This is a genomic window from Salinifilum ghardaiensis (assembly GCF_054491345.1).
Map to the genome: position 1 here is coordinate 1,798,231 of NZ_CM137101.1, position 24,762 is coordinate 1,822,992.

Consider the following 24,762-nt stretch of genomic DNA (forward strand, 5'->3'; position numbering starts at 1 on the left):
GGCCGCGCCGGACGACTGCGCGTGGTGTTCCCGCCGCGCGGATCTCCGGCGCGGCCGGATTTGTTTTGCCCCGCGGGTCGGTGCAGGAACAACCGATGTTGCCGGTGCGGAAACGCGGCGGAAGAATTGCGTCCCGCGCGAATTCGGCGCGGTTTTGCGCGGGGAGAAGGCGGCGCACCGGACGGTGACGTAGCCCACGTGCGCGCCCGCGCTTCGGCGTTCCCCGCCATGTGGGCCGAAATCGCAGGTCATAGCGGGTGATGGCGGGGTCTTGGCGGCATCGGGCGCATCCGGCGCTGGGCCTTTCGGAGCTCGGCGACCCGTAGTGTTCGCCGCACGTGATCTGTACAGTTCCCGGAACTGGCCAAGAGTGCAACGGCGCATCCTTTTGTCAGTGCCCCCCTTTGGATTTCGCTGCCGCGCGCTACGAGCGCGCGCGGCACGGCCTGACTACGGGAGGTTCGATGCCCCACTCGCAGCATTCGGAGCACGCGGTGCGCCCCCGCACGTCCGGAGGTCTCCACGACCCCCGGCAGGAGCACGACGCGTGCGGTGTCGCGTTCGTCGCTGACCTGCGCGGACGGCACAGCCACGAGCTCGTCGAGCAAGCCCTGACCGCCCTGCGGAACCTGGAGCACCGGGGTGCCAAGGGCGCGGATCCGGGGACCGGTGACGGCGTGGGTCTGCTGACGCAGATCCCGGACGCGTTCCTCCGCGACGTCGTCGACTTCCCCCTGCCGCCCACCGGGTCGTACGCGGTGGGCACGGCGTTCCTGCCGGACGATGCGCACGCAGCCGACAGCGCGGTCGCGGGCGTGGAGCGCATCGCGGCCGAGGAGGGGATGCGCGTCCTCGGTTGGCGGGAGCTGCCGGTCCGCGCGGACCGCGCCGGGCAGCTGGCGCGCGGTGCCATGCCGCGCTTCCGGCAACTGTTCCTCGGCGCCGACGAGCAGGCGGGGGAGCTCCCCCGCACCGCGCTGGAACTCGACCGGCGCGCCTTCTGCGTCCGCAAACGCGCCGAGCACGAACTCGACGTGTACTTCCCGAGCCTGTCGGCGCGGACGCTGGTCTACAAGGGCATGCTCACCGAGCAGCAGCTGCCCGACTTCTACCCCGACCTGACCGACGAGCGGTTCACCAGCGCCATCGGCCTGGTGCACTCGCGGTTCTCCACGAACACGTTCCCGTCGTGGCCGCTGGCGCACCCGTACCGGTTCGTCGCGCACAACGGCGAGATCAACACCCTGGGCGGCAACCGCAACTGGATGCGGGCGCGGGAGAGCCTGCTCGACACCGATCTCATCCCCGGTGACCTGCAGCGCGTCTGCCCGGTGGCCACGCCGGGCGGCAGCGACTCGGCGACGTTCGACGAGGTGCTCGAGCTGCTGCACCTCGGCGGGCGCAGCCTGCCGCACTCGGTGCTCATGATGATCCCGGAGGCGTGGGAGAACCACGACGAGATGGATCCGCACCGCCGGGCGTTCTACGAGTACCACAACTACTTGATGGAGCCGTGGGACGGACCGGCGCTGGTCGCGTTCACCGACGGCACCCAGATCGGCGCCGTGCTCGACCGCAACGGCCTGCGGCCGGGCCGGTACTGGATCACCGAGGACGGCCTGGTGGTGCTCGCCAGCGAGGTCGGCGTGCTGGACATCGCGCCCGAGCGGGTGGCCCGCAAGGGGAGGCTCCAGCCCGGCCGCATGTTCCTGGTCGACACCGAGCAGGGCCGCGTCGTCGACGACGACGAGATCAAGGGCGGGCTCGCCGACGAAGCGCCGTACCAGCGGTGGCTGGACGACGGGCTGGTGCGGCTGGAGGAGCTGCCCGAGCCGGAGCACGAGCCGGTGCGCCACGACTCGCTGGTGCGGCGGCAGCAGCTGTTCGGCTACACGCAGGAGGAGCTCGGGGTGCTGCTCGACCCGATGGCCCGCGACGCGGCCGAACCGGTCGGGTCGATGGGCAACGACGTGCCGCTCGCCGGCTACGCGCAGCGCCCGCGTGCCCTGTTCGACTACTTCACGCAGTTGTTCGCGCAGGTCACGAACCCGCCGCTGGACGCCATCCGGGAAGAGCTGGTGACCTCGCTGCAGACCCACGTCGGGCCGGAGCACAACCTGCTCGACGAGCGGCCGGAGTCCTGCCAGCAGCTCGTGCTGCCCTACCCGGTGCTGGACAACGACCAGCTGGCCAAGGTCACCGCGCTGCGCGACGACGAGCGGTACCCGCACCTGCGCTCGGCCGTCGTGGACATCACCTATCCCGTCGCCGGCGGGGGAGCGGCGCTGCGCAGCCGGTTGGACCAGATCGCCGAGGAGGTCTCGGCCGCGGTCGAGGAGGGCGCGCGGATCCTCGTGCTGTCCGACGAGGGCGCCGACGAGCAGCGGGCCCCGATCCCCTCGCTGCTGGCCACCGGCGCGGTGCACCACCACCTGGTGCGGGAGAAGAAGCGCACCAGGATGGGGCTGGTCGTGCGGGCCGGTGACGTCCGCGAGGTGCATCACGTCGCGGTGCTGCTGGGCTACGGCGCGGCGGCGGTCAACCCGTACCTGGCGATGGCCGCGGTCGAGGACCGGGTCAACAACGGCGTGCTGCGCGGCCCGGACGCGCAGCAGGCCACGGGCAACCTCATCAAGGCCCTGGGCAAGGGTGTCCGCAAGACGATGTCCAAGATGGGCGTGTCCACGGTGTCCTCCTACACCGGGGCGCAGATCTTCGAGGCCGTCGGTCTGGGCGAGGAGGTCGTCCAGCGGTGCTTCACCGGAACGACCTCGCGGCTCGGCGGTGTGGACTTCGACGTGCTCGCCGAGGAGGTCGCCCAGCGGCACCGGCTGGCCTACCCGCAGGACGGCGTCGCGGCGCCGCACCGCGAACTGCCGGACGGCGGGGAGTACCAGTGGCGGCGCGAGGGCGAGCCGCACTTGTTCAACCCGAAGACGGTGTTCAAGCTGCAGCACTCCACCCGCGCCGGCCGCTACGAGACGTTCAAGGAGTACACCGGGGCCGTCGACGAGCAGTCGCGCGAGCTGATGACGCTGCGCGGGTTGTTCCGCTTCCGCACCGGCGAGCGCGAGCCCGTCCCGGTCGAGGAGGTCGAACCGGTCTCGTCGATCGTGCAGCGGTTCGCCACCGGCGCCATCTCCTACGGTTCGATCTCGCAGGAGATGCACGAGGTGCTGGCCGTGGCGATGAACCGCATCGGGGGCAAGTCCAACACCGGCGAGGGCGGTGAGGACGCGGACCGGTTCACCCCGGACAGCAACGGCGACTCCCGCCGCTCGGCGATCAAGCAGGTGGCTTCTGGGCGGTTCGGGGTGACCAGCGAGTACCTGGTCAACGCCGATGACCTGCAGATCAAGATGGCGCAGGGGGCCAAGCCGGGCGAGGGCGGTCAGTTGCCGGGGGGCAAGGTCTACCCGTGGATCGCGGGGACGCGGCACTCCACGCCGGGGGTGGGGTTGATCTCGCCGCCGCCGCACCACGACATCTACTCGATCGAGGACCTGGCGCAGCTCGTCCACGACCTGAAGAACGCCAACGATCGGGCGCGGGTGCACGTCAAGCTCGTCAGCGAGTTGGGCGTGGGCACGGTGGCGGCCGGTGTGTCGAAGGCGCACGCGGACGTGGTGCTCGTCTCCGGCCACGACGGCGGCACCGGGGCCTCCCCGCTGTCCTCGATCAAGCACGCGGGCGCGCCGTGGGAGCTGGGTCTGGCCGAGACGCAGCAGACGCTGCTGGCCAACCAGCTCCGCGACCGGATCACCGTGCAGACCGACGGGCAGCTCAAGACCGGTCGCGACGTGGTCGTCGCCGCGCTGCTCGGCGCCGAGGAGTACGGCTTCGCCACGGCGCCGCTGGTGGTCTCCGGCTGCGTGATGATGCGGGTGTGCCACCTGGACACCTGCCCGGTGGGCGTGGCCACGCAGAACCCGCAGCTGCGGGAGAAGTTCAGCGGCAAGGCCGACTACGTGGTGAACTTCTTCGAGTTCATCGCCCAGGAGGTGCGGGAGTACCTGGCGCAGCTGGGTTTCCGGACCCTGGACGAGGCGATCGGCCGCTCCGAGCTGCTGGACACCTCCGAAGCGGTGCGGCACTGGAAGACCGAGGGGCTCGACCTCGGCGCGATCACGCGCATGCCGGAACTGCCGGAGGGCGCGTCGCTGCACCGCACCACCGAGCAGGACCACGGCCTGCGGCACGCGCTGGACAACACGCTCATCCAGCTGTGCGAGGGGGCGCTGCGCGACGGCACCCCGGTGCGGCTGGACATGCCGATCCACAACGTCAACCGCACCGTGGGCACCATGCTCGGTGCCGAGGTGACCCGCTGCTGGGGCGGTTCCGGCCTGCCGGACGACACGATCGACGTGACGTTCAGCGGTGCGGCCGGGCAGTCGTTCGGCGCGTTCCTGCCGGCGGGCGTCACGCTGCGCCTGCAGGGCGATGCCAACGACTACGTCGGCAAGGGGCTCTCCGGCGGGCGGCTGGTCGTGCGGCCCGACGACAACGCCGCGTTCGCGGCGGAGCGCAACACGATCGCGGGCAACGTGCTCCTCTACGGCGCCACCGGCGGGGAGCTGTTCGTCCGCGGCACGGTCGGCGAGCGGTTCTGCGTGCGCAACTCCGGCGCGACAGCGGTCGTCGAGGGCGTCGGCGACCACGGGTGCGAGTACATGACGGGTGGGCGCGCCGTCGTGCTCGGCGAGATCGGGCGGAACTTCGCCGCCGGCATGTCCGGGGGGACCGCTTACGTGCTCGACCTGGACCCGTTCCGGGTCAACACGGCCATGGTGGACATCGATCCGCTGGACGGGTCGGACCGGGAGTTCCTGCACGACGCGGTTCGACGCCACTTCGAGCAGACCGAGTCCGCGGTGGCCCGCGAGCTGCTGGCGGACTGGGACCTCGCGGTCGAACGCTTCGGCAAGATCATGCCGCGCGACTTCAAGCGCGTGCTGACCGCGCGCCAGCAGGCCGAACGCGACGGCCGCGACGTCAACGAGGCGATCATGGAGGCCGCACATGGCTGACCCCAAGGGCTTTCTCACCACTCCCCGCAGGACCCCGCAGCGCCGGCCCGTCGACGTGCGGATCAAGGACTGGCGGGAGGTCTACCTCGAGCTCGACGGTTCCGAGCTCACCAAGCAGGCGGGGCGCTGCATGGACTGCGGCATCCCGTTCTGCCACCAGGGCTGCCCGCTCGGGAACCTGATCCCGGAGTGGAACGACCTCGTCTGGCGCGAGGACTGGGCCGCCGCGGCGGAACGGCTGCACGCCACGAACAACTTCCCCGAGTTCACCGGGACGTTGTGCCCCGCGCCGTGCGAGGCGGCCTGCGTCGTCGGCATCAACGACGATCCGGTGTCGATCAAGCAGGTCGAGATCGAGATCATCGACCGCGCGTGGCAGGAGGGCTGGGTGCGCCCGCAGCTGCCGCGCACGCGCACCGGCAGGTCGGTGGCGGTCATCGGCTCCGGGCCCGCCGGCCTGGCGGCCGCGCAGCAGCTCACCCGCGCGGGGCACACCGTCGTGGTGTACGAGCGGGCCGACCGCATCGGCGGTCTGCTGCGCTACGGCATCCCCGAGTTCAAGATGGAGAAGCGGCGGCTGGACCGCCGGCTCGGGCAGATGCGCGCGGAGGGGACCGAGTTCCGCACCGGCGTCGAGGTCGGGGTGGACGTGACCGTCGAGCAGCTCGAGGCCGACTACGACGCGGTCGTGCTCGCCGGCGGCGCCGCGCAGGCGCGCGAGCTCCCGCTGCCCGGGCGGGAGCTCGACGGGGTGCACCAGGCGATGGAGTTCCTCCCGCTGGCCAACCGGGTGCAGGAGGGCGATCTCGCCGAACCGCCGCTCAGCGCCGCGGGCAAGGACGTGGTCATCATCGGCGGCGGTGACACCGGCGCGGACTGCCTCGGCACGGCGCACCGCCAAGGGGCGAACTCGGTGACCCAGCTGGAGATCATGTCCACGCCGCCGGCGTCGCGCCCCGACGGCCAGCCGTGGCCGACCTACCCGATGGTCTACCGCGTCTCCTCGGCGCACGAGGAGGGCGGGCAGCGCCTGTACTCGATCAACACCCAGCGGTTCCTGGGTGACGAGCGGGGCGGTCTGCGGGGCTTGAGCGTCGTCGACGTGGAGTGGGCCGACGGCGGTTTCCAGCCCGTGCCGGGCACGGAACGCGAGCTGCCGGCGCAGCTGGCCCTGCTGGCGATGGGCTTCACCGGCCCGGAGCGGGCGGGGCTGGTCGACGAGCTCGGCGTGGACCTGGACGAGCGCGGCAACGTGGCGCGCAGCGAGCAGTTCATGACCTCGGTCGACGGCGTGTTCAGCGCCGGGGACATGGGTCGCGGCCAGTCGCTGATCGTGTGGGCGATCTCCGAGGGGCGCGCGGCGGCGGCGGGTGTGGACCGCTACCTCACCGGTCGGGACGTGCTGCCGGCGCCCATCGGGCCGGCGGACCGCCCGCTGACGTGAGGCGCTCCCCGCGGTGAGCGCACCGGGTGCGTCGGATTCCTTCCGGCGCACCCGTTTTCGCGCGCAGGTCCCTCCGGCCCGCGGTGCGCGGGCCGCGCTCGCCGCAGCGCCCCGCCCGGCCCGGGTGCCGCGGGGGAGCTCTCCGCCCGCCCGCGCCGGCAGCGCGGTGGCGCGGCGCGCTCGTCGATCGGCGGGATGTGTTGTACCGCACCGCGGCCGCGTGGCACGCTGACACCGACAGACCGGACGGTCGGTCTGTCCGGTCCGGGTGGTCGGCCAGGGAGCCCGCCTTCGCCCGGTCCGCATCGGGATCCGGCCGAGGAGGGGATGTGGACGAGGCGGGGCGGACCCAGGACGCAGCGGGGAACGTGCGCACGACGACGAGCGCCGGCGTCGCGGTGATCACCATCGACCGCCCGCGTGCCCGCAACGCCGTCGACCGCACCACCGCCGAGGAGCTGGCCGCAGCGCTCGACGCGTTCGACGCCGATCCGGAGGCGGTCGTGGGCGTGCTCACCGGCGCGGGCGGCACGTTCAGCGCGGGCATGGATCTCAAGGCCTTCAGCCGCGACGGGGAGCGGCCCTCGCTGCCGGGGCGCGGTTTCGGCGGCCTGACCGAACGTCCGCCGGGGAAACCGCTCATCGCCGCTGTGGAGGGCTGGGCGCTCGCCGGCGGCTGCGAGATGGCCCTGGCCTGCGACCTCGTCGTCGCCGCCCGCGACGCCCGGTTCGGCCTGCCCGAGGTGGCGCGCGGTCTCGTCGCCGCCGCGGGCGGACTGCTGCGGCTGCCGAAGGCGCTGCCGTACCAGCTGGCCATGCGCATCGCGCTGACCGGGGAGTCGTTCACCGCCCCGTTCGCCGCGGAGCACGGTCTCGTCGCCGCGCTGGCGGAATCCGGCGAGGCCTTGTCGGAGGCGCAGGACCTGGCCGCGCGCATCGCGAGCAACGGACCGCTGGCCGTGCGCGCCACCAAGCGCGTCGTCGCCGACGCGGTGCAGTGGACCGACGCGGAGGCGTTCTCCCGCCAGCGGGACGTCGTCGCTCCCGTGTTCGCCTCCGCCGACGCCCAGGAGGGCGCTCGCGCTTTCGCCGAGAAGCGCGCGCCGGTCTGGCGGGGCGAATGAGCGGCGAGCGCCGACGCCACGAGGCCGTGCGCGTGCTGGGCGAGGCCCTGCGCGAGCTCAACACGGCTGCGGTGTCCACCGAGGTGACCGAAGCCGAGCTGCGCGCCGTGGCCGAGGACGTCCGCGAGCACACCGCGCGGTTGCGGGCGCGCACGCGCGATCCGGGGCAGCGGGGGAGCGCGGAGGACGGCGAGCGACCGCGCGCGTTCAACCCCGCGGTCGGCCCGGGGAACCCGTTCGCCCCACCGCTGCGGGTGGAGATCGTCGACGGGCGCGCCGTCGGGCGGTGCACCCTGGGCCCGATGCACGAAGGACCGCCGGGGTACGCGCACGGCGGCGTCAGCGCCCTGCTGCTGGACCAGGTCCTCGGGCACGCCCACGCGGCCCGCGGGCGACCCGGCATGACCGTGCAGCTCTCGCTGCGCTACCGCAGGCCGGTCCCGCTGCGCGAACCCCTCGTCCTCACCGGGGAGGTCGAGGAGGACGAAGGCGGGCGCTGGACCCGGTCGACCGCGACGATCGCGACCGAGGCCGATCCGGGGACGGTCGCGGTGCGGGCGGAGGGGAGGTTCGTCGTCCCCAGCGCCGAGCAGAACCGCCGGCTGTTCGGCGCCGACCGCGATCCGAGGAGGGGGCGCGCGGGCCGGTGAAACCGGTCGTGCCCGGCGGCACGTCCCAACTCGGCGATGACGCGGAGGTCGTGATGCACCCAGGAGTCCACGCAGCCGAAACCCCCGAACGCCCCGCCGTGGTCGCGGCGGAGACCGGGGCGGTCCTCACCTACGGCGAACTGGAGGAGCGCTCCGCCCGGTTGGCCAACGTCTTTGGCGAGCGCGGCCTCGTCGAGGGCGACGCCGTCGCCGTGCTCACCGACAACGATCCGCGCGGTTACGAGGTGTACTGGGCCGGCGTGCGCGCCGGGCTGTACGTGTGCGCGGTGAACAGCCACCTGACCGCGGACGAGGTCGCCTACGTGGTCGACGACGCGCAGGCGCGCGTGCTCGTCGTGTCCGCGGCTCTGCGCGAGGTGGCCGAAGCGGTCGCCGACCGGTTGCCCGCGGTGACCGCGCTGTTGAGCTACGGCGGCGAGGTCGCCGGGTACCGCCCCCTCGACGAGGCCCTGGCGGAGGTCTCGCCGCGCAGGCCCGAACGCGAACCGCAGGGGGCCGCGCTGCTGTACTCCTCCGGCACGACCGGGCTGCCCAAGGGCATCAAGCCGCCCCTGCCGGGCTGCGCGCTCGGGGAGGCCGCGGATGCGCTGCTGGATCTGCTCAGCGGCGTGTACGGGGTGGACTCCTCGAGCGTCTACCTCTCGCCCGCGCCCTTCTACCACGCCGCGCCGCTGCGCTACAGCACGGCGGTGCACTCCCTCGGCGGGACCGTGGTGCTCATGCACCGGTTCGACGCGGAGGCGGCGCTGGCCTCGATCGAGCGCCACGGCGTCACGCACAGCCAGTGGGTGCCGACGATGTTCGTGCGCATGCTCCGGCTCGACCGGCGGGTGCGCGAGCGCTACGACCTGTCCGCGCACCGGGTGGCGATCCACGCGGCCGCGCCGTGCCCGCCCGACGTCAAACGCGCCATGATCGACTGGTGGGGGCCGATCCTGCACGAGTACTACTCCTCGACCGAGGCGATCGGGATGACGCTCATCGACAGCGAGCAGTGGCTGGCCAGACCCGGGTCGGTGGGGCGCGCGGTCGTGGGCGAGCCGCACGTGTGCGACGAGGACGGCACCGAGCTCGCAACGGGCGAGATCGGCGCGGTGTACTTCGAACGGGACGAGGTCCCGTTCGAGTACCTCGGGGATCCGGAGAAGACCCGCGCGAGCAGGCACCCGGAGCACGGGAACTGGGCCACGGTGGGCGATCTCGGCTACCTCGACGAGGAGGGCTTCCTCTACCTCACCGACCGCGCGGGGAACATGATCATCTCGGGCGGGGTGAACATCTACCCGCAGGAGGTGGAGAACGTCCTGCTCGGACACCCCGAGGTGCTCGACGCCGCCGTGTTCGGTGTCCCCGACCCGGAGATGGGCGAGTCCGTGCGGGCGGTGGTCTCCCCGGTGGCGCAGGAGCGTGCCGGCCCGGAGCTGGAGCGCGACGTCATCGACCACGTGCGCACCCGCGTGGCGCACTACAAAGCGCCCCGCGGCGTCGATTTCGCGCAGGAGGTGCCGCGCACCCCCACGGGCAAGCTCCTGCGCGAGCAGCTGCGGCAGCGCTACGCCGAGCGGTCGTGACGCCGCAGCCCGCGTTCCCCGACGAAGCAGTCCCCCGATGAGGAGGAGAGGTACCCGTGACACGACGCTGGGGCATCACCGTGCCGTTCGCCGAGATCCCGCTGGCGGAGCAGCGGAGTCTCATCGCAGAGTTGCCCGACCTCGGCTACACCGACGTGTGGTCCGCGGAGGCCAACGGGGCCGACGCGTTCACGCCGCTGGCCCTCGCGTCCACGTGGGCGCCGAGCCTGCGGTTGGGCACGGCGATCGTCCCGGTGTTCACGCGCGGGCCGGCGACGCTGGCGATGAGCGCGGCGACGATGGCCGCCGCCGCACCGGGGCGGTTCGCGCTCGGGATGGGCACGTCCTCGGACGTCATCGTGCAGTCCTGGAACGACATGGCCTTCACCGAGCCGTTCAAGCGGGTGCGGGACACGCTGCGCTTCCTGCGCACGGCGTTCACCGGGGAGAAGGTCACCGAGCAGTACGACACGTTCGGCGTCGACGGCTTCCGCCCGGGCCTCGTCCCGGACGTCCCGCCGCCGATGCTCGTGGCTGCGCTGCGGCCCGGCATGCTGCGGCTGGCCGGCCGGGAGGGCGACGGTGCGATCCTGAACTGGCTCTCCCCCGCGGACGTGCGCACGGTGGCGCCGTACGTGCGCGAAGGCGGGGCGGACAAGGAGATCGTGGCCCGCATCTTCATCGTGCCGGACACCGATGCGGACACGGCGCGCGGGATCGCCAAGCGCCACCTGGCCGCGTACCTGAACGTGCCCGTGTACCGGAAGTTCCACGAGTGGCTCGGCCGCGAGGAGCTCGCGCCGATGTGGCAGGCGTGGGAGCGGGGGGACCGCAGGGGCGCCCTGGAGGCGATCCCGGACCGCGTCGTCGACGACCTCGTGGTCCACGGTCCGGCGGAGCACTGCCGCGAGCGCATTCAGTCCTATGTGGACAACGGTGTGACCACGCCGGTCATCGCGCTGATCGCCCCGGGCGATCCGAGCTCTGCGGTGCGCGCGCTGGGGCGGCGCTGACCGCGAGGCAGCGCCGCGGCGCCGCGGGCGGATCAGCTCAGCGGGGCCGCGGAGGGGTCCGATGCGGAGTGCAGGTGCGCGGTGTCGTTGAAGCGCCGGAGGATCCACGACGAGCCGTCGACGACGACCTGCGAGACGGAGCCGTTGTCCGCGCCGAGGAACGCCAGCGGTCGCGCGTCCGCGGTCTGGCGCATCACCTCGGCGATGACGCCGCCGTGGGTGAACGCGACGACCCGCTGGTCCGGGTGCTTCGCGGCGATCCGCGAGATCGCCGCCCGCACCCGCTCGGCGAAGGTCTCCGGCGATTCGGCACCGGGGATCACGTCCCAGCGCTGCTCGGCGTACATCCGGTGCAGCACGGGGTCGTCCTCGGCGACCTTGCGGCGGAACACCCCGCCTTCCCAGTCGCCGAGGTGCACCTCCCGCAGCTCCGGTTCCGCCTGCGAGCTCAGCCCCGTGCGGGTGAGCAGCGGAAGCGCCGTCATGCTCGTGCGCCGCAGCGGTGTCACGTAGACCGCGTCGGGGTGCTGCCCGGCCAGCCGGGCCCCCACCAGTTCGGCCTGCTCGTGCCCGGCCTCCGCCAACGCGGGGTCGCTCTGGCCGTCGATCAGGGGGAACGGCGTGCCCGCGCGGGCGGGTTCCGACTCTCCGTGCCGCACGAGCAGCAGGTCGGTCGCTCCGCTCGGCAGGGTGAACCGGGCCTGGCGGTACTCGGTCATCGTGCTCGCTCTCCTCGCGGGCGGGGCGGACTGCAGGGGCGGCGCGCGAACCCCGTCACCAATCTACCCGCGGCGCAGCAGCGCCCTGCCCAGCACTTCCCGCGTGCCACCGGGGGCGCCCCAGCGGTCGGCGCGTCGGCGGCCGGACGGCGCCCCGTGGCGGAAGCCACCGTGCAGGAGGAGGAACAACGATGTCCACAACGGAGGAAATGGGCGAGAGGTCCGGCGAGGACCCCGTTCTCGCGCGGCTTTCCGGGAACGTGCTCACCGTGACGCTCAACCGCCCGCGGAAGAAGAACGCGCTCGATCCGGACGCGTGGCGGCTGCTGCGGGAGGCCTTCCGCGGCGCCGCGTCCGACGACGCGGTGCGCGCCGTCGTGCTGACCGGTGCGGGCGGTGACTTCTGCGCCGGGGCCGACCTGACGGCGATGACCGACCGGCAGCACCCGCTGCGCCGCATGGAGCTGGTCAACTCGGTCGCCGAGGCGGTGTTCCACCTGCCCAAGCCCGTGCTGGCCCGAGTGCGCGGCGCGTGCGTCGGAGCGGGCTGGAACCTGGCGCTGTGCTGCGACGTCGTCGCCGCGTCCGAGAACGCGCGGTTCAGCCAGATCTTCGCGAACCGCGGGCTTTCGCCCGATTTCGGCGGGTCCTGGCTGCTGCCGCGGATCGTCGGCATGCAGCAGGCGAAGCGCCTGGTGATGCTCGGCGAGTTCGTCGGCGCGTCCGAGGCGGCGGACCTCGGCCTGGTGACCTGGGTGCGCGAGGACGACGAGCTCGACGCGTTCGCCGCCTCCACCGCCGAGTCGCTGGCCCGGAAGCCGCCGGCCGCCGTGGCGCAGGCGAAGGACCTGCTGCACACCGCAGCGCAGCAGAGCTTCGGCGAAGCTCTGGGCGGTGAGGCGCGCGCGCAGGCGGTCAACTTCGCCACCGAGGACGCCGCCAACGCGCGCGAGGCGTTCACCAGCGGCACCGAACCGGAGTTCACCGGTCGCTGGGCCGCTCCGGATCGCTGAACCGCGGCGCGCGCTCGGCGAAGTTGGCGGACACGGCCTCGAGCTGGTTGGCGCCGCCCACGAGCTCGCCGATCGCGCGCTGCTCGGCGGCGAAACCCTCCTCGAGGTCGGTGCGCCCTGCCAACTCGAGCAGCCGCTTCGCGCGGCGGACGGCGTCCGGGGACCTGCCCGCGATCTCACCGGCCACCCGGCGGGCCTCGGCGAGCGGGTCGGTGCTCACGCGGGTGACCAGTCCCAGCTCGTCCGCCTCGGAACCGGTGACCTCGCGGCCGGTGAACGTGAGCTCCTTGGCCACGTCCCGGCCGACGAGCTCGGGCAGCACCTGCGTTCCCGTCATGTCCGGGATGATGCCCCAGTTGATCTCCATGACCGACAGGCGCGCGTCCGCGGTGGCGAACCGGATGTCGGCCCCCAGGGCCAGTTGCAGCCCGCCGCCGAAGGCGACGCCGTGCACCGCCGCGATCACCGGCACCTGCAGCGCCGCCCACACCCACACGACCTGCTGGGCCAGCGCGCGCGCCGGTCCGACCGGTTCCGCGTCCGCGGCGGCGAGGCGGTTGTCCTCCCCGCCGGAGGGGTCAGCCATCCGGGCGAACTCGGCGAAGTCGAGACCGGCGCAGAACCCGCGTCCGCCGCCGTGCAGCACCACGGCGCGCACCGCGGGCTCCGCGGCGATCTCCCGCCCGGTGCGCAGGAGCTCGTGGAACATGTCCACGTCGAGGGCGTTGAGCTTGTCCGGCCGGTCCAGCCGGACCTCGGCGATGTGGTCCTCGACGGTGCAGCGGACTCGGGGTTCGGTGGTCAAGAGGCCTCCTCGCAGGCAACGCCGCCGCGGGACGGCGGGTGATCGCGGATGAACGGCAATCCTCGGTGCTCCGCGCGCGGACGGCCCAGCGCGGTGTGCCCAACGTCACCGGAAGGGGCGGTGGGTGCCCGCCGACCGGTGCGCCGGCGCGGGCCTCCGGCGGGCGTGCTGCGCGTGGCGCGATGCGAGCGCGGACGCGCCAGCGCTATTCTGGGCCTCCCATGTCCGCGGCCGAGGGGATGTCGGTGGAGGACGGGTTCTGGCGCCAGGTGTTCGACCAGGCCTCCGCTCCGCTGGCGATCATCGACATGCAGGGCCGGTACGAGTACGTCAACCCGGCCCTGTGCGAGCTGCTGGGCTACCCGGCCGAGCAGCTGTGCGGACGCGACTACCGCGATGTCACCCATCCGGATGACATCGACTTGGGTGGTCCGCGCGCCGCGGACGAGCCGCTGGAGAAGCGCTACGTCCGCAGCGACGGCTCGGTGATCTGGACGCTGGTCTCCCGCGCCTACATCCGCGACTCCACCGGAACGGTGACGCACCTGCTCTCGCAGATCCAGGACATCACCGAGCGCCGCGAGCTGGAGGAGCAGTGGCGGCGCAGCTTCGCCAACGCCCCCATCGGCATGGCCGTGCTCGACCTGGACGGGCGGTGGAGCGCGGTCAACGAGGAACTCGCCGCGACCCTCGGCTACGAGCGCGAGGAACTGCTCGGCAAGTCGGTCTGGGACCTCACCTACGAGCTCGACGACGAGCGCGGCCGCGACGAGTTCCACGAGCTCGTCAAGGGGCAGACCGACACCGTGACGGTCGAGAAGCGCTTCCGGCGCAAGAACGGCCGCCCCATCTGGGTGTTCCTCCGCGCCACGACGGTGCCCGACGCCGACGGCTCGCCGGCCTTCATCATCAGCCAGTACGAGAGCATCGGGGAGCGGCGCCTGGTGGACGCGCACCTGGCGCACCTGGCGCTGCACGACCCGCTGACCGGTCTGGCGAACCGGGTGCTGCTCGAGGACCGCATGGAGCAGTACCTCAAGCAGATCGGCAGCGGCTGCGCGGTGCTCGGCGTGCTCCTCGCCGATCTGGACCGGCTCAAACCGATCAACGACCGCTACGGCCACGCGCACGGGGACCGGTTGCTCATGACCGCCGCGCAGCAGCTGCAGCGCGCGGTGCGCTCCGGGGACACGGTCGCGCGGCTCGGCGGGGACGAGTTCGTGGTGCTGAGCCTGGTGCCCGACGAGGAGGCCGCCGGGGCGCTGCGCGAACGGGTGGCCTCGTACCTGGACACGGAGCTGATCATCGCCGGAGAGGTGATGGAGGCCTGCGCCAGCGTGGGGCTGGCCACCACCCGCGATCCGCAGCGGTCGGCCACCGAGCTGCTGCACAGCGCGGACCTCGACATGTACGAGCGGAAGCGGCAGCGCTGATCCTCACCCGGTCGGGGATCTCTCGCATGCTGGGATGTGTCGTAGCGCACCCGTGCCCCGGCGCCGGTGCTCCCCGGGGGCGCCGAGCGCGGTGCGGCCGTGCGGCACCGCGCCGCCCGTTCGCCGGTTTTCACCGCACGTGCCCCGTCTGACCTGGGGCGATCGGGCGATTCGCGAGCGGTGTCCGCGGGCGCAGGTGCGACCGGGCAGCGGCGCCAGCGGGGCGCACGCGGCCGTGTGCGGGGCGAAGAAGCGGTTGATCCCGAACCCTACTGTGGGTAAGAACGACCGCGAGGCGGAGTATCGTACGCCGTGGGACGCACACACCTGCAGGGAAAGGGAACGGAGCAACGTGGGCACGACGAATGGGCACCGGTCCGCAGCTGCGGACTCGGGCTCACCGGCCACAGCGACGGCCACGAACCGGGGTGACGGCCCGCAGGACGGGGTCCGCCAGCTCAACCGGGTGGTCATCCGGTTCGCCGGTGACTCCGGTGACGGCATGCAGCTGACGGGTGACCGGTTCACCTCCGAGGCGGCCTCCTTCGGCAACGACCTGGCGACGCTGCCGAACTTCCCCGCCGAGATCCGCGCTCCCGCGGGCACGCTGCCCGGGGTGTCGAGCTTCCAGCTGCACTTCGCCGACTACGACATCCTCACACCGGGCGACCGGCCGGACGTGCTGGTGGCGATGAACCCCGCGGCGCTGAAGGCGAACATCGGCGACCTGCCGCGCGGGGGGACGCTCATCGTCAACATCGACGAGTTCGGCAAGCGCAACCTGTCGAAGGTCGGTTACGAGCAGAGCCCCCTCGAGACCGAGGAACTGGAGCCGTACACGGTCCACCAGGTCGCGATGAACACCCTCACCCAGGGGGCGCTGGCCGAGACCTCGCTGGGCAAGAAGGACGCGGCGCGGTGCAAGAACATGTTCGCGCTGGGACTGCTGTCCTGGATGTACAACCGGCCCACCGAGAGCACCGAGCAGTTCCTGCGCGAGAAGTTCGCCAACAAGCCCGAGATCGCCGAGGCGAACCTCCTCGCCTTCCACGCGGGCTGGAACTACGGCGAGACCACCGAGTCCTTCGCCGTGTCCTACGAGGTGGCCCCGGCGCAGCTGCCGCAGGGCACCTACCGGCAGATCACCGGCAACGCCGCGCTGGCCTGCGGCATCGTCTCCGCGGGGCAGCGCAGTGAACTGCCGGTGTTCCTCGGCAGCTACCCGATCACACCGGCCTCGGACGTGCTGCACGAGCTCGCCAAGCACAAGAACTTCGGCGTCACCACCTTCCAGGCCGAGGACGAGATCGCCGGCATCGGCGCGGCGCTGGGCGCCTCCTTCGGCGGATCGCTGGGCGTGACCACGACCTCCGGGCCCGGCCTGGCGCTGAAGTCCGAAACGATCGGGCTGGCCGTGGCGCTGGAACTGCCGCTGCTGGTGTGCGACATCCAGCGCGGCGGCCCCTCCACCGGGCTGCCCACGAAGACCGAGCAGGCCGACCTGCTGCAGGCGCTGTACGGCCGCAACGGTGAATCGCCGGTGCCGGTGATCGCGCCGTGCTCGCCGGCCGACTGCTTCGACATCGCGCTGGACGCGGCGCGGATCGCGCTGGCCTACCGCACGCCGGTGCTGCTGCTGTCCGACGGCGCGGTCGCCAACGGCTCCGAGCCGTGGCTGATCCCGGACGTGGACGAGCTGCCCGACCTGCGGGTCGACTTCGCCGCCGAACCGAACGCCTCCGACGGCTCCGGGGAGTTCTGGCCCTACCAGCGCGACCCCGAGACGCTCGCGCGGGAGTGGGCGATCCCGGGCACGCCCGGCCTGGAGCACCGGGTCGGCGGTCTGGAGAAGGCCGACGGCAAGGGCAGCATCTCCTACGACCCGGACAACCACGACCGGATGGTCAGGTTGCGGCAGGACAAGACCGACGGCGTCGCGGTGCCCGACATCGAGGTGGACGATCCGAGCGGCCAGGCCCGCGTGCTCGTGCTGGGCTGGGGGTCCTCGTACGGTCCGATCGGTGCGGCCTGCCGCCGCGTGCGCGGTGCGGGCATGTCCGTGGCCCAGGCGCACCTGCGCTACCTCAATCCGATGCCGGACAACCTGGGCGAGGTCCTCCGCGCCTACGACAAGGTCGTGGTGCCGGAGATGAACCTCGGCCAGTTGGCAATGCTGCTGCGTTCGCGCTACCTCGTGGACGTGCAGTCCTACACCAAGGTGGCCGGTCTGCCGTTCCAGGCGGAGGAGCTGCAGAACGTGCTCACCGATGTCGTGCAGGGGGTTTCCGCGTGACTACCACGGATCTGGGAATGCCGGAGCTCGGCGGCCTGGCCGAGGTTCCGACCACCGACGAGAAGCAGTCCGCGAAGGACTTCAAGTCCGACCAGGAGGTCCGCTGGTGCCCCGGGTGCGGCGACTACGTCGTGCTCAACGCGGTGCAGAGCTTCCTGCCGTCGCTGGGCCTCAAGCGCGAGAACATGGTGTTCGTCTCGGGGATCGGCTGCTCCTCCCGGTTCCCGTACTACATGAACACCTACGGGATGCACTCCATCCACGGCCGCGCGCCGGCCATCGCCACCGGCCTGGCCACCAGCCGCCCGGACCTGTCGGTGTGGGTGGTCACCGGTGACGGCGACGCGCTGTCCATCGGCGGCAACCACCTCATCCACGCGCTGCGGCGCAACGTGAACCTGACGATCCTGCTGTTCAACAACCAGATCTACGGGCTCACCAAGGGCCAGTACTCGCCGACGAGCGAGGTCGGCAAGGTCACCAAGTCCACACCGGTCGGTTCGCTGGATCAGCCGTTCAACCCGGTGTCCGTGGCGCTGGGGGCCGAGGCCGGTTTCGTGGGCCGCGTCATCGACTCGGACCGGCAGAACCTGACCGAGACGCTCCGCGCCGCCGCCGAGTACCGCGGCAGTTCCCTGGTCGAGATCTACCAGAACTGCCCGATCTTCAACGACGGTGCGTTCGACGTGCTCAAGGACGGCGACGAGAAGCAGCGGCGGATCATCCCGCTGCGGCAGGGGGAACCCGTCGTCTTCGGACCGGAGGACGAGCGCCGCGGCGTCGTCCCCGACGGTGCCGGCGGCCTCCGCGTGGCCAAGCTGTCCGAAGTGGATGAGAACGAGGTCGTGGTGCACGACGCGGCCAACCCCGACCCGTCGTACGCGTTCGCGCTGTCCCGGCTGGGCGGGCAGGACCTCAACCCGACCGTCACCGGGATCTTCCGCAACGTGCCGCGCGATACCTACGACGACATGGCGCGCGCCCAGGTGGCCGAGGCGAAGCAGAACAAGCAGGCCGACCTGCAGAAGCTGCTCACCGGCAACGACACCTGGAGCATCTGAGCAAGGCCCGACCGCAGCGGGGCCGCGTCCGCGCTGACGCGGCCCCGCCCGCGTGCGGACCGGCAGGTCACCGCAGCACGGCCTCGATCAGCCGCGGCCCGGCGCCGAGCTGCGCGTTGCGCAGCTCGGCGACCAGTTCCGCACCGGTGGTCACGCGCACGGCCGGGACGCCGAAACCGCGCGCCACGTTCGTCCAGTCCGCGGCGGGACCGGTGAGGTCGGTCAGATCGCGGGCCGAAGCACCCGGTTCGGCGACCCCGTGGCGGTGGAGTTCGGTCTCCAGGATGCGGTAGCGCGAGTTGGCCAGCACCACCGTGGTGACGTTGAGCCCCTCCCGGGCCTGCGTCCACAGTGCCTGGACGCTGTAGGCGGCGCTGCCGTCGGCCTGGAACGTGATCACCGGGCGCTCGGGGCAGGCCACGGCTGCCCCCGTCGCCAGCGGGGGACCGCCGCCGATCGCACCGCCGGTGAGGCCCAGTTCGGTGTGCGGCGGGGCGGAGGCGGCGACGGCGGGGTAGGCCGCGGCACCCGAGACCCCTTCGTTGACGACGATCGCGTTCTCCGGCTGCGTGCACGCGATCGCGCGTGCCACGTCCTGGGCGGTGAGCGTCCCCTCCGGCGGGGTGAGCTCCGGGGCGTCGGCGCGCACCGGAGCGGTGGACTCGCTGCCGGTCGCGGCGGCCAGCCCGTGCACCGCCGCGGTGGCGTCCTCGGTCGGCTCGGCCAACGTGTGGATCCGCGTCTCCGGCGGCAGCGGGTAGCTCGGCTGCCCCTGGTACCCGAAGAACGACACCGGGGTGCGCGCCCCGACGAGCACGAGGTCGGTGCAGCCGTCGAGCGCGGCGAGCACGTCTTCGGGGAAGTAGGGCAGTTCCCTGGTGACCGGGAGGTTCGGTGTCCGGTCGACGCGCGCCGAGCCGCGTTCGGTGAACACGGCGCCGCCGCACGCGGCCGCGATCCGCCCGGCGGCGGTCAGCGCAGCGGGGTGCAGAGCGGAACCGCCGAGCAGCAGAGCCGGGCGGGTTTCGCCGTTTCCGGTGAGCCGCTTGGCGACCTCGGTGATCCGCTCGTCGTCCACCGCCGGGCGAACGGGTGGAGCCGGCACGTCCGGCACGGCACCGCCCTCGCCGGCCATGTGGTCGGCCGCGGCGATCAGGGTGGCGGGGAGGCGCAGCCGCAGCGCCCGCTCGCGGGCGGTCAGGAAGGCGCGTGCGGTCCCGGCGGGGGAGGAGGTGCGTCCCACCCAGCCGGAAACGGGGGCGGCGAGCGAGTCGATGTCGCTGGCCAGCGGCGGGTCCGCGGCCAGGTGCCAGCTGGCGTGCTCGCCGATGACGTTGATCACCGGGGAGAGGCCGCGGCGGGCGTTGTGCAGGTTCGCGATCCCGTTGGCGAGGCCCGGGCCGAGGTGCAGCAGGGTCAGCGCCGGTGCCTCGGCCATCCGCGCGTACCCGTCGGCGGCGCCGGTGGCGACTCCTTCCGCCAAGGCCAGGACCGGGCGCACACCGGGGGATTCGTCGAAGGCTTCGACCAGGGGGATCTCCGTCGTTCCCGGATTGGCGAAGCACGCGCGCACACCGGACGCGTGCGCCGTCGCCAGCAGGGCCTCGGAACCTTTCACGTGCCGCTCCTTTGCGCGAGGGGATCAGCGCGGAACGCTCCCATGCTCCCGGGTGCGGGGGGCCCGGGCAAGCACCGCACCGGTGTTCCCCGGGTTCGGGACGGCCTGCGCGCGGGGCGGGGACGGGGGTGGGTAGTGTGGTCGGCCGGCAGTGCGGCTGCGGTGGGGCGGGCCGCCTGCCCGGGCACTGACCACGACTACTTTCGGTGACGAGATGCGTGACGGGTTCCTCGATCGGCGGCGGTTGCTGCGGTACGCGGGGCTGCTGGCGGCGGGGGCCGCGGCGGCCGGGTGCACCTCCGAGGCGGACTCGACGCCCGCGCCGCCACCGGAGCCGGGCGGGGCGACCTCGCAGGCGCCGCAGGAGCAGGAGTCCGCGGACGGCGTGGTGGTGCGGACCGAGGAGGTGTACTCGGAGTACCGGCACACGAACGTCCAGCTCTGGACGGCACACCCATCCACTGTGGATGAAAAGGACCTGGGGGAGCTGCCGTGGGTGCTGTACCTGCACGGCAGGGACGGGATCAATCCCAGTCCCGTGCCGGGGGACACGCTGTCCTCCCTGGGGAGCCTCGCGCGCAGCGGGGAGATCTCCCCGTTCGGTCTGGTCTCCGCCGGCGGCGGGTACAACGCGTACTGGTGCGACAACTCGGCGAACGGCCGTCTCGCGAGCATGCTGCGCGAAGAGCTGCCGCAATGGATGGTCCACCGTGGACTCGGTGGTCGATTCGGCGAACCTTCCGCTGTCGCAGGGATTTCCACCGGTGGGTTCGGAGCTTTCAACTACACGATCGACCGGAGCGTGCGCGGGAACCCGGTGAGCGCGCTCGCGGCGCTGTCACCGGCGGTTCCCACGACATGGGCGCACATGCGGGAGAAGCACGCGTTCGTGACGGAGCAGGAGTGGCGCCGGACCGAACCGATCGGGCGGATGCACATGCTGGGCGAACGGGTCCCGGTCGGCATCTGGGTGGGCGACGAGGACGCGTTCTTCCCCGGGGCGCGACGACTTCGCGCCGAACACCGCAACACGCCGGTGTTCTCGGTCCTGCCCGGCGGGCACGACGGCAGTGTGTTCAATGTGGTCGGCGCGGACATGGTGCGCTTCCTCGACGCGCACCTGCCGCGCTGACGCGGCAGCAGCGGCGGTCGCGCGGCAGCCGTCACTCCGGGTGAGCGCGCAGGTGCTGCAGCAGCAGGCGGTTGAGCTCGTCGGGGACCTCCTCCGGGACCCAGTGCGAGACGTCCTGCAACATCTCGAAGCGGTACGGTCCGGTGACGTGCTCGGCGGTGGCCAGCGCCGCCGTCGGGCCGACGGCCACGTCCTCGGTGCCCCACGCGTACAGCGTCGGCACCGCGACCGGTCCGACCGCCCCGTCGTCCCGGGGCATCGCCCGGTACCAGTTCAGCGCCGCGGTGAGCGCGCCCTCCTCGCCGAAGCGGCGGACGTACTCGGCGACGTGCTCGGAGGGCACGACGCTGCCGTAGACGCGGCGCAGCGCCCGGGCGCCCTGCTCGAGCAGGCGCCGCTCGGCCCCGGCCGAGCGGAAGTCGCTGATGTAGGCCGAGCGCCGCTGCTGGTCCTCGTCGTGGCGCATCGCCTCCGCGAACGGATCGGGATGCGGCACCGACACCGCGGTCAACGTGCGCACGCGCTCCGGGCGCGCCGCGGCCGACGCCCAGGCGACGATCGCGCCCCAGTCGTGGCCGACGAGGTCGAAGCGGTCCCACCCCAGGACGTCGGCCAGGGAGAACACGTCGGCCACGAGTTCCTCGCGCCGGTACTCCCGCACCTCCTCCGGGCGGGCGCCGGGGGAGTAGCCGCGCTGGTCGGGCGCGACGGCGCGGCACCCGGCAGCGCCGCCGAGGACCTCGAGCTGCGCGCTCCACTGCAGCGAGGTCTCCGGGAACCCGTGCAGCAGCAGAACCGCGCGCCCGTCGTGCGGGCCGGCCGCTCGGGCGTCGAAGACGCCGGCCCCGGTGGTGAGGGAGAGCTCATCGATCATGCGCTCAGCCTAGCTGCACAGCACGGGCGTTGCGCCCGTTGCGCGGAGGGAGACCCGGGAGCGGGGGTGGCCAGGACGAGCGGTCCCGCGGGCAGCGGGGGCGGGAAGTGTGAGCAGCGGCACCCCGGGAAGTGGTTGACCGGCGGGCCGGACGGGTCGAGCGTGGCGTGTCCAACATCAAACGTCGACGTCCGGTGCGCCGAGCGGGGTAACTTGCCGCGCAACGGGTCGGACGGCGGTACCCACCGCAGCGCCCCGCCGCGCCGAATTCCGGCGAATGCGCGGGCGGCACCTCCTGCGCGATTTGCCTATCGCGCAACGCGCCGCGTCGGCACCGCGAATGCCTTCCGCATAACGAGAATCTTCGCGGTATTCAGGATTCTGCTGACGGGATTCCAGCCTTGTTGTTTTGTCGACAACCCGACGTGGCGCCGGGCGGCGCGCAGAAATCGTGTGGGATTTTCGGGGGTTGACAGCGGTGTCAACAGCCGTTCGACTAGATCACGGCGGGATGCGGTGAGCGAGGTGTCCGCCCGTGCGTTCGGCGCGGCCCGGACGCGGCGCTGAATTTCGCCCGCGATTGTGCGTGCGCTGGGATGAAGCGATTCAGTACTGTCGAGGGGGAGCCGTGCTCCCGATCGCCGCGAACGGCGGGTCGCGGAGCCGTAACGCCGCGGCCGCCCGCGGCGATGTACCGGGTGAGCAGGGAAGATCCCCGCCGTTCGGCGGGGTGCACCGGGGTTGGGCCTGCGAAGAATCACTCGGGTGCGCGGTTGATTCCCTCCCGCGCAATGTGCTAAGAAGTGCGCGCGCGTGTACACAGGATGGCTACGAAGCGCACTTACGCGATCGTTGCGCCGCGGGGAAAGGCTCCGGAAATTCGCAGGTGGTGGGGCGTTTTTTCGCCGGGGCGGCCCATCCGAATCATGCAATCACCGGAGCGTTGTGATCAGGGTCACAAGCGGAAAAGGTTGCTTCAGGAACTTTTTCATCTAGTTTGGGTACTCGACGCACAGATTTCGCGTCGAGGTCGGCAACGAAGCTGACCGCACGGGGATCGACTTTGGTGCGCGGCCGTTGATTCGGGCCGCCCAGGTCGGTCGAGAGTTGCCCTTATTTCGCAGCGGCGACCCGCACGGCCACGAGTCGAGCTCGGGCACTGAATCGTGCGAACCCGAGTTGTGCGGAGGCGCATGACCAACGCGAGTGGTGGGAGTGAAGCATGGCCAAGAGCGTGAACGACCTTGCCCAGAGTGATCAGACTGGGTCGGACGTCGACCCGATGCATCGCGAGGAGCAGGTCTTCGGCGACAACCCGTTGGAAGTGCGCGAGTCGGATCACTACACGCACGAGTACGTCGGCGGGTTCGTCGACAAGTGGGACGACCTGATCGACTGGAAGGCGCGCACTGAGAGCGAAGGCCGCTTCTTCATTGACCAGCTCAAAGCCCGCGGGGTGAAGTCCGTCCTGGACGCGGCGACCGGTACCGGTTTCCACTCCGTGCGGCTCCTGGAGGAAGGCTTCGAGACGGTCAGTGCGGACGGCAGCCCGCAGATGCTGGCCCAGGCGTTCAGCAACGGGCTCTCCTACGGCGGGCACATCCTGCGCGTCGTGAACGCGGACTGGCGCTGGCTCAACCGCGACGTCCACGGCACGTACGACGCGATCATCTGCCTGGGTAACTCGTTTACCCACCTCTTCTCGGAGCGGGACCGGCGCAAGGCGCTCGCGGAGTTCTACGCGATGCTGAACCACGACGGTGTGCTGATCATCGACCAGCGCAACTACGACTCCATCCTGGACTCCGGCTTCTCCAGCAAGCACACGTACTACTACGCGGGCGAGGACGTGTCCGCCGACCCGGACCACATCGACGACGGCCTCGCGCGGTTCAAGTACGTGTTCCCGGACAAGTCCGAGTACTACCTGAACATGTTCCCGCTCCGGAAGAACTACACGCGGCGGCTGCTGCGCGAGGTGGGCTTCCAGCGCATCGACACCTACGGGGACTTCCAGGAGACCTACTCCGACGACGAGCCGGACTTCTTCATCCACATCGCGGAGAAGAAGTACACACCGGACGATGAACTGTCCAGCATGTACTCGGGCGCGGTGCACACCGCCCGCGACTACTACAACTCCGAGGACGCGGACAACTTCTACTTCCACGTGTGGGGCGGCAACCACTTCCACGTGGGCCTGTACAAGACGCAGGACGAGGAGATCAACGTCGCGTCGCAGCGCACCGTGGAGCACATGGCGAGCAAGGCGAAGATCACGCCGGACACCCGTGTGCTCGACATCGGCGCCGGGTATGGTGGTGCCGCTCGGCACCTGGCCCGCACCTACGGGTGCAAGGTCACCTGCCTGAACCTCAGCGAGGTCGAGAACGACCGCAACCGGGAGTTCAACCGGCAGGAGGGGCTCGACGAACTGATCGAGGTCCACGAGGGTTCCTTCGAGAACCTCCCGTTCCAGGACAACGCCTTCGACCTCGTCTGGTCGCAGGACGCGATCCTGCACAGCGGCGAGCGCGAGCGCGTGCTGGAGGAAGTGACCCGCGTGCTGCAGCCGAAGGGCGACTTCGTCTTCACCGACCCGATGGCGGCGGACGGCGCCGCGGGGTCGAAGGCGCTGCAGCCGATCCTGGACCGGCTGCACCTGGACAGCCTCGGTTCGCCCGGTTTCTACAAGCGGGAGCTGTCCAAGCTCGGACTCACCGACGTCGAGTTCGAGGACTTGACGGACTACTTGACCCTCCACTACGGCCGAGTGCTGCAGGAGCTGGAGAAGCGCGAGGACGAACTCGCGGACCGCATCGGGGAGGACTATCGCAGTCGGATGAAGGTCGGTCTGCGCAACTGGGTCGACGGCGGCAAGAGCGGAAGCCTCGCCTGGGGCGTCATCCACGGCCGCGCCTGAACCCGGGTGCCGGACCTGGCCGGGAGGTCCGCGGGACC

Annotated in this window: 16 protein-coding genes; 12 read left to right on the forward strand and 4 right to left on the reverse strand. The window is 71.8% G+C overall.

What is annotated here, in order from left to right; translation table 11 throughout:
- Positions 1-464 precede the first annotated feature (464 nt).
- From gltB to ACVGV0_RS08165, 6 genes are all read left to right on the forward strand, one after another.
- Complete coding sequence (gene gltB / locus ACVGV0_RS08140; RefSeq protein ID WP_459159252.1) at positions 465-5,030, forward strand: glutamate synthase large subunit; 4,566 nt, start codon at positions 465-467, stop codon at positions 5,028-5,030.
- Positions 5,023-6,474: a glutamate synthase subunit beta gene (locus ACVGV0_RS08145; RefSeq protein WP_459159253.1), complete on the forward strand. Its 1,452-nt coding sequence runs from the start codon at positions 5,023-5,025 to the stop codon at positions 6,472-6,474. Before gltB ends, ACVGV0_RS08145 begins: the two co-directional genes overlap by 8 nt.
- Positions 6,475-6,842: 368 nt before the next feature.
- Positions 6,843-7,598, forward strand: coding sequence for a crotonase/enoyl-CoA hydratase family protein (locus ACVGV0_RS08150; RefSeq protein WP_459159956.1), 756 nt, complete (start codon positions 6,843-6,845; stop codon positions 7,596-7,598).
- Positions 7,595-8,248, forward strand: a complete 654-nt coding sequence (locus ACVGV0_RS08155; protein WP_459159254.1) for a PaaI family thioesterase — start codon at positions 7,595-7,597, stop codon at positions 8,246-8,248. The genes ACVGV0_RS08150 and ACVGV0_RS08155 overlap by 4 nt, the downstream gene beginning before the upstream one ends.
- Before the next feature lie 53 nt (positions 8,249-8,301).
- Positions 8,302-9,840, forward strand: a complete 1,539-nt coding sequence (locus ACVGV0_RS08160; protein ID WP_459159255.1) for an acyl-CoA synthetase — start codon at positions 8,302-8,304, stop codon at positions 9,838-9,840.
- 56 nt (positions 9,841-9,896) lie between these two features.
- A complete protein-coding gene (locus ACVGV0_RS08165; protein WP_459159256.1) occupies positions 9,897-10,853 on the forward strand; it encodes an LLM class F420-dependent oxidoreductase in 957 nt (318 codons plus the stop codon).
- 32 nt (positions 10,854-10,885) lie between these two features.
- Here ACVGV0_RS08165 and ACVGV0_RS08170 read toward each other — a convergent pair whose 3' ends face one another.
- On the reverse strand, positions 10,886-11,572 hold the full coding sequence (locus ACVGV0_RS08170) for a histidine phosphatase family protein (protein ID WP_459159257.1): 687 nt from the start codon (positions 11,570-11,572) through the stop codon (positions 10,886-10,888).
- Positions 11,573-11,763: 191 nt separating this feature from the next.
- On the opposite strand from ACVGV0_RS08170, the gene ACVGV0_RS08175 reads away from it, so the two are divergent.
- On the forward strand, positions 11,764-12,585 hold the full coding sequence (locus ACVGV0_RS08175) for an enoyl-CoA hydratase/isomerase family protein (RefSeq protein ID WP_459159258.1): 822 nt from the start codon (positions 11,764-11,766) through the stop codon (positions 12,583-12,585).
- Here ACVGV0_RS08175 and ACVGV0_RS08180 read toward each other — a convergent pair.
- Positions 12,554-13,390, reverse strand: coding sequence for a crotonase/enoyl-CoA hydratase family protein (locus ACVGV0_RS08180; RefSeq protein ID WP_459159259.1), 837 nt, complete (start codon positions 13,388-13,390; stop codon positions 12,554-12,556). The genes ACVGV0_RS08175 and ACVGV0_RS08180 overlap by 32 nt on opposite strands.
- Before the next feature lie 221 nt (positions 13,391-13,611).
- Between ACVGV0_RS08180 and ACVGV0_RS08185 the strand changes: the two genes are divergently transcribed.
- The 3 genes from ACVGV0_RS08185 to ACVGV0_RS08195 all read left to right on the forward strand — a co-directional run bounded on the left by ACVGV0_RS08185 (position 13,612) and on the right by ACVGV0_RS08195 (position 18,177).
- The gene (locus ACVGV0_RS08185) at positions 13,612-14,823 is read left to right on the forward strand and encodes a PAS domain S-box protein (RefSeq protein ID WP_459159260.1); all 1,212 of its coding nucleotides are present in this window, start codon (positions 13,612-13,614) and stop codon (positions 14,821-14,823) included.
- A gap of 352 nt (positions 14,824-15,175) precedes the next feature.
- Complete coding sequence (locus tag ACVGV0_RS08190; RefSeq protein ID WP_459159261.1) at positions 15,176-17,116, forward strand: 2-oxoacid:acceptor oxidoreductase subunit alpha; 1,941 nt, start codon at positions 15,176-15,178, stop codon at positions 17,114-17,116.
- Complete coding sequence (locus tag ACVGV0_RS08195) at positions 17,113-18,177, forward strand: 2-oxoacid:ferredoxin oxidoreductase subunit beta (RefSeq protein ID WP_459159262.1); 1,065 nt, start codon at positions 17,113-17,115, stop codon at positions 18,175-18,177. Before ACVGV0_RS08190 ends, ACVGV0_RS08195 begins: the two co-directional genes overlap by 4 nt.
- 67 nt (positions 18,178-18,244) lie before the next feature.
- On the opposite strand, the gene ACVGV0_RS08200 is transcribed toward ACVGV0_RS08195, so the two are convergent.
- On the reverse strand, positions 18,245-19,795 hold the full coding sequence (locus ACVGV0_RS08200; protein WP_459159263.1) for an acetolactate synthase large subunit: 1,551 nt from the start codon (positions 19,793-19,795) through the stop codon (positions 18,245-18,247).
- Between the two features lie 214 nt (positions 19,796-20,009).
- Here ACVGV0_RS08200 and ACVGV0_RS08205 point away from each other — a divergent pair, with 214 nt between their 5' ends.
- Positions 20,010-20,927: an alpha/beta hydrolase gene (locus tag ACVGV0_RS08205; protein ID WP_459159264.1), complete on the forward strand. Its 918-nt coding sequence runs from the start codon at positions 20,010-20,012 to the stop codon at positions 20,925-20,927.
- Between the two features lie 31 nt (positions 20,928-20,958).
- Here the strand turns inward: ACVGV0_RS08205 and ACVGV0_RS08210 are convergent, their stop codons facing one another.
- Positions 20,959-21,801, reverse strand: coding sequence for an alpha/beta fold hydrolase (locus ACVGV0_RS08210; protein ID WP_459159265.1), 843 nt, complete (start codon positions 21,799-21,801; stop codon positions 20,959-20,961).
- Positions 21,802-23,023: 1,222 nt separating this feature from the next.
- Between ACVGV0_RS08210 and ACVGV0_RS08215 the strand changes: the two genes are divergently transcribed.
- The gene (locus tag ACVGV0_RS08215; protein WP_459159266.1) at positions 23,024-24,724 is read left to right on the forward strand and encodes a glycine/sarcosine N-methyltransferase; all 1,701 of its coding nucleotides are present in this window, start codon (positions 23,024-23,026) and stop codon (positions 24,722-24,724) included.
- The last annotated feature ends 38 nt before the right edge of the window (positions 24,725-24,762 follow it).

Bases quoted from the DNA above. Each gene is read 5' to 3' on its own strand.
- gltB (WP_459159252.1), top strand. From the start codon at position 465: ATGCCCCACTCGCAGCATTCGGAGCACGCGGTGCGCCCCCGCACGTCC.
- ACVGV0_RS08145 (WP_459159253.1), top strand. From the start codon at position 5,023: ATGGCTGACCCCAAGGGCTTTCTCACCACTCCCCGCAGGACCCCGCAG.
- ACVGV0_RS08155 (WP_459159254.1), top strand. From the start codon at position 7,595: ATGAGCGGCGAGCGCCGACGCCACGAGGCCGTGCGCGTGCTGGGCGAG.
- ACVGV0_RS08160 (WP_459159255.1), top strand. From the start codon at position 8,302: ATGCACCCAGGAGTCCACGCAGCCGAAACCCCCGAACGCCCCGCCGTG.
- ACVGV0_RS08170 (WP_459159257.1), bottom strand. From the start codon at position 11,572: ATGACCGAGTACCGCCAGGCCCGGTTCACCCTGCCGAGCGGAGCGACC.
- ACVGV0_RS08175 (WP_459159258.1), top strand. From the start codon at position 11,764: ATGTCCACAACGGAGGAAATGGGCGAGAGGTCCGGCGAGGACCCCGTT.
- ACVGV0_RS08185 (WP_459159260.1), top strand. From the start codon at position 13,612: ATGTCCGCGGCCGAGGGGATGTCGGTGGAGGACGGGTTCTGGCGCCAG.
- ACVGV0_RS08205 (WP_459159264.1), top strand. From the start codon at position 20,010: ATGCGTGACGGGTTCCTCGATCGGCGGCGGTTGCTGCGGTACGCGGGG.
- ACVGV0_RS08210 (WP_459159265.1), bottom strand. From the start codon at position 21,801: ATGATCGATGAGCTCTCCCTCACCACCGGGGCCGGCGTCTTCGACGCC.
- ACVGV0_RS08215 (WP_459159266.1), top strand. From the start codon at position 23,024: ATGGCCAAGAGCGTGAACGACCTTGCCCAGAGTGATCAGACTGGGTCG.